At 34.1% G+C, this 13085-nt stretch carries 11 protein-coding genes, 2 tRNA genes and 3 pseudogenes; 10 read left to right on the top strand and 6 right to left on the bottom strand.

The features are described 5' to 3' along the window. Positions 1 to 167 precede the first annotated feature (167 nt). Together ACFORE_RS05520 and ACFORE_RS05515 are read left to right on the top strand one after the other, a co-directional pair. A tRNA-Leu gene (locus tag ACFORE_RS05520) sits at positions 168 to 253 on the top strand. A 188-nt stretch (positions 254 to 441) separates the two neighbouring features. Beyond that, complete coding sequence (locus tag ACFORE_RS05515) at positions 442 to 1323, top strand: class II fructose-bisphosphate aldolase (RefSeq protein ID WP_020916153.1); 882 nt, start codon at positions 442 to 444, stop codon at positions 1321 to 1323. Between the two features lie 131 nt (positions 1324 to 1454). Here the strand turns inward: ACFORE_RS05515 and ACFORE_RS05510 are convergent, their stop codons facing one another. Next, on the bottom strand, positions 1455 to 1841 hold the full coding sequence (locus ACFORE_RS05510) for a tyrosine-type recombinase/integrase (protein ID WP_167829284.1): 387 nt from the start codon (positions 1839 to 1841) through the stop codon (positions 1455 to 1457). Positions 1842 to 1860: 19 nt separating this feature from the next. Between ACFORE_RS05510 and ACFORE_RS05505 the strand changes: the two genes are divergently transcribed. Together ACFORE_RS05505 and ACFORE_RS05500 are read left to right on the top strand one after the other, a co-directional pair. Next, positions 1861 to 2790 (top strand): HpaII family restriction endonuclease, encoded by a 930-nt coding sequence (locus ACFORE_RS05505; protein ID WP_363290885.1) that lies wholly within the window; start codon positions 1861 to 1863, stop codon positions 2788 to 2790. Between the two features lie 458 nt (positions 2791 to 3248). Further along, positions 3249 to 3581: pseudogene (locus tag ACFORE_RS05500) on the top strand (DNA adenine methylase); the annotation flags it as partial. Positions 3582 to 4994: 1413 nt separating this feature from the next. Here the strand turns inward: ACFORE_RS05500 and ACFORE_RS05495 are convergent. From ACFORE_RS05495 to ACFORE_RS05475, 5 genes are all read right to left on the bottom strand, one after another. Continuing rightward, positions 4995 to 5198 (bottom strand): CsbD family protein, encoded by a 204-nt coding sequence (locus tag ACFORE_RS05495; protein ID WP_154454818.1) that lies wholly within the window; start codon positions 5196 to 5198, stop codon positions 4995 to 4997. Between the two features lie 72 nt (positions 5199 to 5270). After that, entirely contained in the window at positions 5271 to 5828 is a 558-nt protein-coding gene (locus tag ACFORE_RS05490) for an Asp23/Gls24 family envelope stress response protein (RefSeq protein WP_154454819.1), read from the bottom strand. 14 nt (positions 5829 to 5842) lie between these two features. Then, positions 5843 to 6013, bottom strand: coding sequence for a DUF2273 domain-containing protein (locus ACFORE_RS05485; protein ID WP_006531447.1), 171 nt, complete (start codon positions 6011 to 6013; stop codon positions 5843 to 5845). Positions 6014 to 6025: 12 nt separating this feature from the next. Further along, positions 6026 to 6592: an alkaline shock response membrane anchor protein AmaP gene (gene amaP / locus ACFORE_RS05480; protein ID WP_154454820.1), complete on the bottom strand. Its 567-nt coding sequence runs from the start codon at positions 6590 to 6592 to the stop codon at positions 6026 to 6028. Positions 6593 to 6648: 56 nt separating this feature from the next. Next, positions 6649 to 6888 carry a GlsB/YeaQ/YmgE family stress response membrane protein gene (locus ACFORE_RS05475; protein WP_154454821.1) on the bottom strand — a complete coding sequence of 80 codons (240 nt, stop codon included), beginning with the start codon at positions 6886 to 6888 and terminating at the stop codon, positions 6649 to 6651. Positions 6889 to 7400: 512 nt separating this feature from the next. Between ACFORE_RS05475 and ACFORE_RS05470 the strand changes: the two are divergent. The 6 genes and pseudogenes from ACFORE_RS05470 to ACFORE_RS05445 all read left to right on the top strand — a co-directional run bounded on the left by ACFORE_RS05470 (position 7401) and on the right by ACFORE_RS05445 (position 13031). After that, a pseudogene (locus ACFORE_RS05470) lies at positions 7401 to 9164 on the top strand (oleate hydratase). Between the two features lie 231 nt (positions 9165 to 9395). Then, positions 9396 to 9851 (top strand): annotated as a pseudogene (locus ACFORE_RS05465) (hypothetical protein). Positions 9852 to 10336: 485 nt separating this feature from the next. After that, positions 10337 to 10409: transfer RNA gene (locus ACFORE_RS05460), tRNA-Thr, on the top strand. 188 nt (positions 10410 to 10597) lie between these two features. Beyond that, positions 10598 to 10786, top strand: a complete 189-nt coding sequence (rpmB, locus tag ACFORE_RS05455) for a 50S ribosomal protein L28 (RefSeq protein ID WP_154454822.1) — start codon at positions 10598 to 10600, stop codon at positions 10784 to 10786. Between the two features lie 212 nt (positions 10787 to 10998). Next, complete coding sequence (locus tag ACFORE_RS05450; protein WP_154454823.1) at positions 10999 to 11364, top strand: Asp23/Gls24 family envelope stress response protein; 366 nt, start codon at positions 10999 to 11001, stop codon at positions 11362 to 11364. After that, positions 11364 to 13031 (top strand): DAK2 domain-containing protein, encoded by a 1668-nt coding sequence (locus tag ACFORE_RS05445; RefSeq protein WP_167829282.1) that lies wholly within the window; start codon positions 11364 to 11366, stop codon positions 13029 to 13031. The genes ACFORE_RS05450 and ACFORE_RS05445 overlap by 1 nt, the downstream gene beginning before the upstream one ends. Positions 13032 to 13085: the final 54 nt, after the last annotated feature.

Below are 13085 nucleotides of genomic sequence, written 5' to 3'. Positions count from 1 at the left end.
GTGATTACAATTATATCTCTCTGAGATGTTTTTTGATACCCTTAGGTGGCTAACTTCATTTTAGAACTTTCCCATGGAAAAAATAGCACAATTTTTGAAAAAATATGAAAAAAGTTATTGACATCTTCTTGGGTAGCTGATATAATATAATATGTTGTTAAGGAACAGCGGGAATGGCGGAATTGGCAGACGCGCAGGACTAAGGATCCTGTGATCGCTTTAGATCGTGAGGGTTCAAGTCCCTCTTTCCGCAGAGTAAAAACACGTATGAAAAGAGAGAATCTTGGTATTCTCTCTTTTTTTGTATTTTATGGGTTTCAAAACTGTGATTTGTGAAAAAACTCTCCAATTCGTAAGTAATACTAGCAATCTGAATTAATTTGTGATAAAATGTACTTGTAAATGGGGAATATCCCAAAAAATAAATAGGAGGCCTATATAATGGCAATCGTTTCAGCAGAAAAATTTGTCCAAGCAGCTCGTGACAATGGTTACGCAGTTGGTGGTTTTAACACAAACAACCTTGAATGGACTCAAGCAATCCTACGTGCAGCAGAAGCTAAACAAGCTCCAATCCTTATCCAAACTTCTATGGGTGCTGCTAAATACATGGGTGGTTACAAACTTTGTAAAACACTTATCGAAAATCTTGTAGAATCAATGGGTATCACTGTACCAGTTGCTATTCACCTTGACCACGGTCACTTTGACGATGCTTTGGAATGTATCGAAGTTGGTTACACTTCAGTTATGTTTGACGGTTCACACCTTCCAATAGAAGAAAACCTTGAAAAAGCTAAAGAAGTTGTAGCTAAAGCACACGCTAAAGGTATCTCAGTTGAAGCTGAAGTTGGTACTATCGGTGGTGAAGAAGATGGTATCATCGGTGACGGTGAACTTGCTCCAATCGAAGACGCTAAAGCTATGGTTGAAACTGGTATCGACTTCTTGGCTGCAGGTATCGGTAACATCCACGGACCATACCCAGAAAACTGGAAAGGTCTTCACCTTGATCACCTTGAAAAATTAACTGCTGCGATTCCTGGTTTCCCAATTGTATTGCACGGTGGATCTGGTATTCCTGATGACCAAATCAAAGATGCTATCAAACTTGGTGTTGCTAAAGTTAACGTTAACACTGAATGCCAAATCGCATTTGCAAAAGCAACTCGTAAATTTGTTGCTGACTACGAAGCAAATGAAGCAGAATACGATAAGAAAAAACTTTTCGACCCACGTAAATTCTTGAAACCAGGTTTCGAAGCTATTACAGAAGCTGTTGAAGAACGTATCGACGTATTCGGTTCAGCAAACAAAGCTTAATTAGATTATATAAGCTTGAAAATAAAGGGTTTGTCCAATATGGACAAGCCTTTTTCTTATGTTTTGCCCCCATTTTGCCCCCGATTTCTAAATTTCAGTTCGTTTTGATTATAGAAGTAGCGCAATTATGTTTATTTTGTCAATTGATCAATCATTGGAGTGATTGTGTTCTTAGTCTTCTGTGTAACGTGTAAATAGATTTGTGTTACTCGACTCCCCCTTGTGTGTCCAACACGATCTTGAATGGCCTCCAAGGGTACTCCTTGTTCAGCTAAAAAGCTGATATGCGTGTGTCGGAAGATATGAGTTGTAATATGTTTTTTGAAACTAAGCTTATCGTCAATATCGATGCCTGCTCGTCTCGGCTTTCCCTTGCGGTTTAGTTTACCATTTTCTGAAGAGTTGAGGAAGTTGTTTAAGACACTGTAATGAAGAGGAGTTCCATTGTAATCAGGTTTATGGATGCTCTTAGATGTGAAAATCCATCCATTATCTTTATAGTCTGGATTGAATTCTATATGATGATGATTTAATTCAATTTCTTCTTGTAGAATTTCAACTGACGAAAATTTAGAAAAAGTTGAAAAGAGCTTTTATGTAATTTTAAGTGCTATAAAGCAAGAAGGTGCCATAAATAAGGAATATAAGAGAATTGAGTTTACTAATAAAGTCTTGTTATTAGTAAATAACCTAGAATGTATAGAAATTCCATATGAGGAATTTGAATTCTTTTCTCAAATTGTTCTTGAATCTATTAAATCTGGTAAAGGAACTTTTGAAATTCCAGAAATTGAACTATTCTTACAAAAAATAAAGATAACAAAAATAAAAGCAAGTAATGATAGTAAAAAAGATATCATATTTAAAATACATGATGACTTCACTGATGCTGAGCCTATAATTGGATTCTCAATTAAATCTTATATTGAAAATAAGCCTACACTACTTAACGCAAGCGGTGCGACAAAAGTCCAATATAAGTTATCGAGACCTCTTTCCACATATAAAGTTGAATTTTTACATAATATTAGTACTAGAACAAAAATCAAGGATCGTGTCGAATATATCAAAGATAAAGGAGTTCTTTTAGATTTTGATAGTATGATAAATGAAACATTTAATAGAAATTTGCAGACGGTAGATTATAGAATGCCAGAAATTTTAGGTAATTTATTTTTAGAATCTTATTTTGTAGAAGGAAAGTCAATTTCTGACGTAGTGGATAAGTATTGCGATGAATTTTCTGAAGATAAGGAAATAATAATTCATAAAGTTAAAGACCTATTAGTAGCTGTTGCACTTGGGATGGAGCCGAATACAAAATGGACAGGATTGGAAGATGCTAATGGAGGATATATTGTTGTAAAAGATGATGGTGAAGTCCTCTGCTATCATATTTATGATAGAAATAAACTACGGAATTACTTGTTTAGGAATACAAAATTTGATAGTCCATCTAGCAGTTGAACTGGTGCGGGGTTAATAACTGTTCACAATGGAGAGCAAAAATTTTCATTAACAATCCAAATAAGGTTTTAGTTATTTGCAAAAGTTTCAATAAAAGTTCACACTACTCAGAACAACTTGATTAAAACCATATGAAAATTTTGTTCATAGAAAGTTATAAAAACATTGATATTAAAGGTTTTTGAAATAAATCTAAATATAAAATTTTCAAACCAGATCTTAAGAGAAATCGTAAAGTTTTACAATTCTCTAAACGTTAATTATTAGCGATATATCATGTATCAAACATTTCTTGGTTTCCACCAAGGTTTTTTTTGATGTTTCTTGAGAAAAGGTTTCCACCATATATCCCACCATCATTTCTTTCAGTTACGGTAAGTATTCGCTCCGACAGCGATTGGAACAATGTTAGAAGTATTATGGTACAATAGAGGGTAGCATAGATAAAAAATGCATTAATGGAGTGGAAATATAGTATGAAGCCTTTTACAAAATGGGTTGGTGGAAAACGCCAGTTGTTACCACAAATACTTGGAATTTTACCTGATAAATTTAATAAGTACTATGAACCTTTTGTAGGTGGAGGTACTTTATTTTTTGAATTAGCACCATCTAATGCAACGATCAACGATAATAATGAAGAGCTTATTTTAGCTTATAAAGTAATTAAGGAAAATGTTGAAGAGTTGATTCAGTTGCTTAAGATACATAAAGAGAACAATTCAGTAAAAAATAATTCGTCACGCAAAACAAATACAAACGAAAATACTGTCCAAATTAGGTCTTACGATTTGTGGCAGATTTAATTTAATATTTTGCCTCAAATTAGCCACACTTTTTATAGAATCAAGAGGAATAATGAAGTTCTCTTCTTATTAATATGGTTGTTTAAAATGTTAAATATAGCATTTTACGGTGTAATGGGAAGTATGGCAAAAAAACCAACTATGTTCAGCATCTAAGCTTTTTAATGTTCATCCGTCTTGAATGTGCAGTCGAACAATTTTTTGTCGTGTTTCGTCTGGATAGTGTTTCATGTTATGTCTCCTATTCTAATGAATATTTTAACTTATTAGGTAAGAGTGTTACAAATTTACTATACCAGAACATCCGATTTCTACTAAATCTTGATTGGTTTCTACTAAGAAAAATTCATTGTCTTTTTTTGACAAATACAATGAATAAATTGAGCAGACTTTATTAATTCCGTTAAAACCTTTTGTTGGTATTCTAAAGAATCAACTTCACCTTTTTGACGTTCTGTTAAAAGATATTGTTTGCTCAATATAATGCTGAAAAAAATCAAGTTTACCAGTTTCAGAGAAACTTAGTCATTTATCATTTACATAAATCCATCTTGTTGGGAACCCTTGACGGTAAACATCACTAAACCAAAATAGCTATTAAAAAAGTCTACTAACTGTGGTCCAGTTTTATAGGTAAATAATTCTGTTTCATCTCCACAGAGTATTTTTGCAAGTGTTTTGTAAAATTCTGGGTTGATCAATAACGATACCTCTATATAAATAAGCTAATGGATTTATTATAGCATTATAAATAAAGAAGACTATCTTTGTAATACACTTACTTAATTTTTTATATATCAACAATTTATTTGGTCAGTTTAATTTGCTTAATTGACAGAAAAATGAAAGATATCATTCAATCAGACCTATTTATTTTTTATGAATAAGTTGTTCAAGCCTGCTAAAGGTTGATATAAAGCTATTTATAAATTATTTGGAATCAAACCGTGTCCAATCAGATTTTACGATAAAAAGGTAGAGTTTAAACTGAAATATAGCAATATACTGCATTTAGCAAAAAGAAAAAACGCTTGAAATTAGCGCTTTTCTTATGTATTGATTTGTATTGAATGCTTACTTAACCTCATTCTGAGGTACAGTAAAATCTGTACTTTTGTTTTTTTAAAAATAATATAAAAAGCACTCTAGCTTCTATAGTTTAAACAAAACTACAGATTTTAGAGCGCTATTGCCATCAGAAGGAATATACATATGAGGTTAGAAAGGATCTCAAAGTAATCTAAAGAAAGCTGATTTTTACCTGATTAATATTGTAATGTTAGGGATTTGTCATAGTTTTTGGTGTTGTTTTAAAAGTGAGTAGTTAGGACTACAACAACCTTAAATTTCTTGTAGAGTAATCCCATGTTTTAAGTAAAAAATCAACCGATTTTAGAATTATTTATCGTCCTTTTTAACCATATTTTTAACGCCTTCAATTGCTCCTTCAACAGCATCTTTGGCATCTTTGGCAACTTCTTTAACTTTTGAAACGCCTTTTTCAGCAGCTCCTTCTTTTTCGGTTTTTTTATCATCAGTTACTTTTCCGACACCTTCTTTAATAGCACCTTTAGCTTGATTAAGTTTTTCTTCTACTGACATAGTGTTACCCTCCATTGGGAAATTAGATTATTGAAAATGAACGTTTTTAAACTTTTTTAGGCATAAAAGAATTTAGTGAACTCTTGGTTCTGCTTTAGCAGTCTCTTTAGTATCTTCGGCAACTCCTTTAACTTTTTCCTTTGCAGCCGAGAGGCCATCACTCAATCCCTCTTTTGCGCTTTCAAACTTATCGGAAGTAAATTTACTTGTTGATTCAACAACTCCAGTTGCTCGATCTTGCAGGCTTACTGAGTCTGCTTCATGTTGCTCTTTAGTCTTGATATCAACAACATCTACATTAACTTCAATCACTTCCAAATTAGTCATATTAGAAATTTCTGAAACAACAATCTCTTTGATTTTCTTGTATAATTCAGGAACATTCTTTTGATATTCGACAACTACTTTCAAATCCACAGCAACTTGCTTTTTACCAACTTCAACATTGACTCCGCTTGCAACGTTATCAGTATTGATAAGTTTTCCAGTTAGGTTTGAGAAAAAGCCGCCATCAATATCCAGTAAACCTGGAACATTTTCTAAAGAAAGACCAATAATTTTTTGAATGACTTTATCTTCATAGGTCAATTCGCCTTTTACTTCTTTTACTTTTTGTTCTACATTTGACATATAAATCACCTTTACTATTTAAATAATTGTTTTTGTTGAATATAATATCCAATTCCAACTCCTAGAGTGGCGCAAATCAAGACAAATAAAGTCTTAAAAAAACCATAGGATAGGATGAAGCACGCTAAGATAGCACCTGCCAATCCGGAAAGAAATAGATATTGGTATTTTTTAAACCATTCCATTTTTTTACTTCCTTACTCTACACGACTAACAGTTTTTTTACGTGGTGGTTTAGGCTTGTATTCTTTTACAGAAATATACAGTTTTACACGATGATTCATTCCAAAAAACTGTTTCAATCCATCAGCTATCTCATCTTTAATTATTTGAGTTCGTTTAATAATGTTGTCTGATGGAAGCATTTGTCCTTCTACATGAACTAAACATTTATTCTTACGACAGTTTACCTTAATAGTAGGATCCTTTATAAAATTGTGATTAGCAACCACACAACGTACAAATCCTTCAATAGCTGAATTTTTTAATTTTAGGTTCCCATCGGCATCAGGTAACTGAATCTCTAAATATTGTTTAGGATAAAAGAGTGTAACAAGCATTAAAAACAACACTACAGCTGAAAGTACTAGAGCACCCCAGAAAATATATCTTGAAAGATAAAATTCTAAAAAGGAATTTTTATTCCAACCAACTAAATGCAGTCCTAAGCCGCTGACTTTATGATAATCTAGCAAAATAGGAATCAAAATCGTCAAGATTAAAATACATAAAATAAGGTAAAATATTTTTTTGTTTTTTGACATATTGAATCCTTTCATCAATAGAATTTGAATCTATTCCTGTCAAGAAAGGTTCAAGTTCAATCTTTTTTCCCTAGGAAAAATGATACTACTGAAACAACAATAACCGCTCCTAAGATTGATGGAATTAATGCCATTCCAGCTAGACTAGGTCCCCATGCACCGAAAAGTAATTGTCCAACAGATGAACCGACTAAACCTGCAAAGATATTAGCGATTATTCCCATGGAATCTCCCTTTTTAGTGATTCCACCTGCAATAAGACCGATAAGTCCTCCTACGATAATAGCCCAAAGCATAATGTCTTCCCCTTTCTAAATTGTGGAAAATTAGATTATTTGGAAAATCAAATAATCTAAAGAGTTATATTTTAGCTAAAATATTTTTTATATTAATCTTAACAATCATAAGATTAATATAAAATTAATATATATATAGTATAGGTTAATAAAAATGATAAGTCAAATAAAATGATCACGCTTACAAAAAAATAGAATGAAATCTGTTAATCGTTTTGCAATCGATTGCATATATTTACAAGTATATTTCTGATACGATTCTTGTTATTTTTTGAACAGTTTTGTAAATACTCTTCATTTATTCTACCTTATTTGATAGTAGATTTAAAACTTTGCAACAGAACCAAAAATATAACTCATTTTGTGTCTAATTATTTGCCTTTAGTACAATAGACAAATGTGTTGATTTGTCTAATAGTTTCGAAAGGGTTTTCTTTACAAGAAGTAATGAAAAGCCTATAATCAAGTTAAGAAGGATGTTTATTTAGTGTCTATACAAAGGAGGCCCATTTGTGTATTACAGTAACGGAAATTATGAAGCTTTTGCACGTCCAAGAAAGCCCAAAAATGTGGATCAAAAATCAGCGTATATTATTGGAGGAGGGCTGGCCGGATTGGCGACCGCTATTTTCTTGGTGCGTGATGGACAAATGTCCGGGGAAAAAATTCATATATATGAGGAATTGCCTACTCCGGGTGGATCGTTAGATGGAGAAAAGCGTGCCAATATCGGCTTTGTGACACGTGGTGGTCGAGAAATGGAAAATCATTTTGAAACTATGTGGGACATGTATCGATCAATTCCTTCTTTAGAAATTGAAGATGCCTCTTACTTAGATGAATTTTATTGGCTAGATAAAGATGATCCAAATTCATCTAATACTCGCCTAATTTATAACCGGGGACAACGCGTCCCAACGGATGGCCTGTATACTTTGGACGAAAAACCTAAAGAATTAATAGATTTAGTTTTAACCCCTGAGTCAAAACTGGGTAAGACGACTATTGAGGAATTTTTCTCAAATGAGTTCTTTGAAAGTAACTTTTGAATGTACTGGGCAACTATGTTTGCTTTTGAAAAGTGGCATTCTGCAGTTGAGATGCGTCGATACACGATGCGATTTATTCATCATATTGATGGACTACCTGATTTTAGCGCCCTAAAGTTCAATAGGTACAATCAGTATGAGTCTATGGTTCTACCAATTATAAAGTATTTAGAGTCATATAATGTCGAATTCATCTATGATACACAAGTTAATAATGTTGTGGTAGATTTTGAAAATGACGAAAAAATTGCCAAAAAACTCGTGATCCAGGATGGTGATGATGTTAGCCTATCACGTGATGATTTTGTATTCGTTACAAATGGTTCTATTACAGAAAGTTCAACATATGGGAGCCATGATAAACCCGCTCCTATATCAAAAGAGTTGGGTGGTAGTTGGTCACTGTGGAAGAATCTGGCAGAACAATCTAATGATTTCGGTCATCCAGAAGTATTCTATGATAACCTACCTGAAAAAAGTTGGTTCGTGTCAGCGACAGCCACTATAAAATCACCAGAAATTGACCCCTACATTGAACGTCTAACCAATCGTGATTTGCATGATCACAAAATCAATAGTGGTGGAATCATTACCATAACCGATTCGAACTGGTTGATGAGTTTTGCTGTTCACAGACAGCCACATTTCAAAGAACAAAAGGAAAATGAAACAATTGTATGGATATATGGACTATATTCAGATACCAAAGGAAATTTTGTTGATAAGACCATTGTAGAAAGTTCTGGGGAAGAAATTACGCAAGAACTCCTTTATCACCTTGGGGTCCCTGAGTCCAAAATCAAACAATTGTCTAACCAAAACAATATAAATACCGTTCCGGTATTTATGCCATTTATTACATCATACTTTATGCCCCGCGTTGCGGGTGATAGGCCAGATATTGTTCCTAAAGGGTCTGTTAATTTAGCCTTTATTGGTAATTTTGCAGAGTCACCTAGTAATGACACCGTGTTTACTACCGAATATTCAATTAGGACAGCCATGGAATTTGTCTATACTTTACTTGAAGTTGAACGCGCTGTTCCTGAAGTTTATGGCTCTATTTATGATATTCGAGAACCACTTAAAGCCATCTACTATATGGGAGATAAAAAAACCATTGATGAGGCTAATTTAAGAATCCCTAAATTAGCTAAAGTAGTTCTAAAAAAGAAGATAAAGGGAACGTTTATCGAAGAGCTAGTTACCGAGAGTAAATTACTATAAAACGTGGTAGCTGTTAAAACTCTCTGAATTATCAAAAACTGTTGCAAATTATTATTAATGCGACATATTTCGATATATAATAAGTTTTTCATTTTTGAAAAAGACTTGATGATTATATTTCATCGAGTCTTTTTTATAGTTACGTATTTTTTAAGAAATAACTTGATTACGGGAAAATGTATATGGGAAGTCCGGACTGCTTTATTTCTAAATCATAATCCGAGATAATCATTGGGAACTCTAACATTTAAAGTAACCACAACACTAGTGAGTAGTAAAATTCAATCATTAAAGGAAAAACGTAATGCCGATAAATTACGAAACACTTATGATGAAATTGTAAATGAGTTGCTTTCGAAACGAGAACAGGCAATCAGAATTGCTCAGGCATATAAAGAAGAATATGAAAAAGTACATATTGATGATAAAGATATTGAGTATTTGCACAATACTTTAGAACGGGTTATTTCTCTATTATCTTCATTTACTAGTGTTGAAGATGGGAAAGAAGATTCAATGAAATAATTAGTTGCTTTACTTAACAAGGATACTTTAAAGACTATGCAATTATTGGGATTTAATTACAAGGAGGCAATAAGGGAACCTCTAACGGAGGTTTGTTCAAATGTTATAAGAAATAAATTAGGAGGTCTATCATCTAAGAAAAACGTACGTAACAAAAAATAATTTAACTAATGGTGTGAACTTTTAGTATTTATCAGCTCAATTCTTTGTAATTTTGGGGTAAAATTCACACCATTCAGATAAAATTAGTTGAAATTGATTGAAATAACACTTTCAGAAAAGCGTAGAAATGTTTGATATTAAAGACTTTTGAAATTTAGTCAAACAAAAGTTGTTCAAACCAGGTCTTACGATTTGAGGCAAATTTAATTTAATATTTTGCCTCAAATTAGACACACTTTTTATAGTACTAAGAGGAATAATGAAGTTCTCTTCCTATTAATGTGGTTGTTTAAAATCTTAAATATAGCATTTTATGGTGTAATGGGAAGTATGGCGAATAAATCAACTATGTTCAGCAAACAAAGCTTAATTAGTGATTGAGTTTTAAAGAAAGAAGGAGTTTTATAACTCTTTCTTTTTTTGTTTGTCAGAAAAGGTTAAAAAGTGTTGACAAATGTCATCAAAGTGATATAATTTCCACGTTAGCCGATTTAGCTCAGTTGGTAGAGCAACGCATTCGTAACGCGTAGGTCGCAGGTTCGATCCCTGTAATCGGCATGGAAATGCTAATCATGATAACAGTTAGACAAATCCATAGAAGATTTTCTATGGGTTTTCTCATGGGTAGAAACGCTTAAAAATAGATTTTATTGTCTAAAATAGTTGCGAAATGAGTCCAGATATGTTATAATTTTATGGTATGTGGTGTAAAGCACCTATAATCTAAGTAGGAGGAAGCAGATAATATGGCTAAGGTTTGTTATTTTACAGGGCGTAAAACTGTATCAGGAAACAATCGCTCTCACTCAATGCGTAAAACAAAACGTGCAGTTAAACCAAATCTTCAAAAAGTAACTATTCTTGTTGATGGAAAACCTAAAAAAGTTTGGGCTTCAGCACGTGCGCTTAAATCTGGTAAAGTAGAACGCGTATAAGCGTATAAATGAAACAGTATAGACAAACATCGCTTGGTGTTTGTCCTCTTTTTTTATAAGCGAGAAATTGAGTCGCTATTTGACGCTGAAAAGGCTTAAATGTGGCAAAAAGGGATTTTCTCGCTTTTTATCCCTAATTATTCTTGCTTATTTTTTACAAGACGGCTGATATATGGTAGAATAAACTGATAAAAACTTTTGAGGTAGTGAATATGACTGTGAAAATTAATACAAAAGATGGTCAAATTGAGTTATCCGACGATGTGATTGCAACGGTCGTTGGTGGTTCCGCAACAGAAATTTTTGGTGTTGTTGGTATGGCAAGTAAAAGTGCCCTTAAAGATAATTTTCAAGCACTTCTACGCAAGGAAAACTACGCAAAAGGTGTTGTTGTCAAATCAACAGACAGTGGTATTTCAGTAGATGTCTATACCGTGATGTCTTATGGTGTCAAAATTTCTGAAGTATCAAAGAACATTCAAGAACGAGTTAAGTTTAACCTTGAAAACCAATTGGGGCTTTCAGCAGATACGGTGAATGTTTACGTACAAAATATTAAAGTTGCAGGAGAAGATTAGTGTCAAATATTACAACCAGTTTATTCCAAGAGATGGTTCAAGCTGCTAGCACACGTCTTGGAAATCAAGTAGAATATGTAAACTCTCTCAATGTTTTTCCTGTTCCAGACGGGGACACAGGGACAAACATGGGAATGACGATTGAAAATGGTGCCAAAGAAGTTGCAGATAAACCAGCAACTACCGTTGGAGAAGTCGGACAGATTTTATCTAAAGGGCTTTTGATGGGTGCGCGTGGGAACTCTGGCGTTATCACATCACAATTGTTCCGTGGTTTCGGACAAGCGATTAAAGATAAAGAAGAGTTAACTGGTCAAGACCTAGCACACGCCTTCCAATCTGGTGTTGAAGTGGCTTACAAAGCCGTTATGAAACCTGTTGAAGGAACGATTTTGACAGTTTCTCGTGGTGCTGCAACTGCCGCTCTTAAAAAATCTGAAGAAACAGATGATGCGGTTGAAGTTATGCGTGCAGCCGTTGATGGTGCCAAACGCGCCTTGGCTAAAACCCCAGAAATGCTTCCTGTCTTGAAGGAAGTTGGCGTAGTGGATTCTGGTGGTCAAGGTCTTGTCTTTATCTATGAAGGTTTCTTATCAGCTTTAACAGGCGACTACATCGCGTCTGAGGACTTTAAGGCAACACCAGCAACAATGACCGAAATGATTAATGCAGAGCACCACAAGTCTGTTGCAGGACACGTGGCGACTGAAGACATCCAATTTGGTTATTGTACAGAAATCATGGTGGCTCTTAAACAAGGTCCAACTTATGTGAAAGAATTTAACTATGAAGAATTCCAAGCTTATTTGAGTGGCTTGGGAGATTCTCTTCTTGTGGTCAATGACGATGAAATTGTTAAAGTTCACGTTCACACGGAAGACCCAGGTCTTGTCTTGCAAGAAGGGTTGAAATACGGTTCTCTTGTTAAGGTCAAAGTGGATAATATGCGTAACCAACACGATGCCGTTTTAGAAAAAGAAGAACAACAAGTTGCTGCTAAGCAAGAAGAAAAAGACTTTGCTATTGTGGCTGTTGTAGCAGGAGACGGTTTGGCAGAAATCTTCAAATCACAAGGTGTTGACTATGTGATTTCTGGAGGACAAACCATGAACCCATCAACAGAAGACATTGTCAAAGCTATTGATGCGGTTAACGCGAAAAACGTGATTATCTTGCCAAATAACAAAAATATCTTCATGGCGGCACAATCAGCAGCTGAAGTGGCTGAAATTCCAGCAGCTGTTGTTGAAACACGCACAGTGCCACAAGGTTTCACTAGCTTATTAGCCTTTAACCCTGAACAATCTCTAGAGGAAAATGTGGCAGCTATGACTGCTAGCCTTTCAGATGTTGTTAGTGGTAGTGTGACTCTTGCTGTTCGTGACACGTCTATCGATGGTCTTGAAATCCATAAAGACGACAATCTTGGTATGGTTGACGGTAAAATTGTAGTGTCAAATCCAGATATGACAGCTACTTTGAAAGCCACATTTGCTAAAATGATTGATGAAGATAGCGAAATCATTACGATTTATGTCGGTGAAGATGGTAGCCAAGACTTAGCTGAAGAAATGGCTGATTACCTTGAATCAACATACGAAGATATCGAAGTTGAAATTCATGACGGTAAACAACCCGTTTACCCATACTTGATGAGCGTTGAATAAGCTTATTTGATAAATGGATAAAAGGAAGCATTTCGTTGCTTTCTTTTTTTGTGT

This window comes from Streptococcus alactolyticus (genome assembly GCF_042649785.1).
GTDB classification, from domain to species: Bacteria; Bacillota; Bacilli; order Lactobacillales; family Streptococcaceae; genus Streptococcus; species Streptococcus alactolyticus.
Note: the sequence above shows the minus strand (reverse complement) of the source record. Positions and strands in the feature narration are given on the sequence as shown.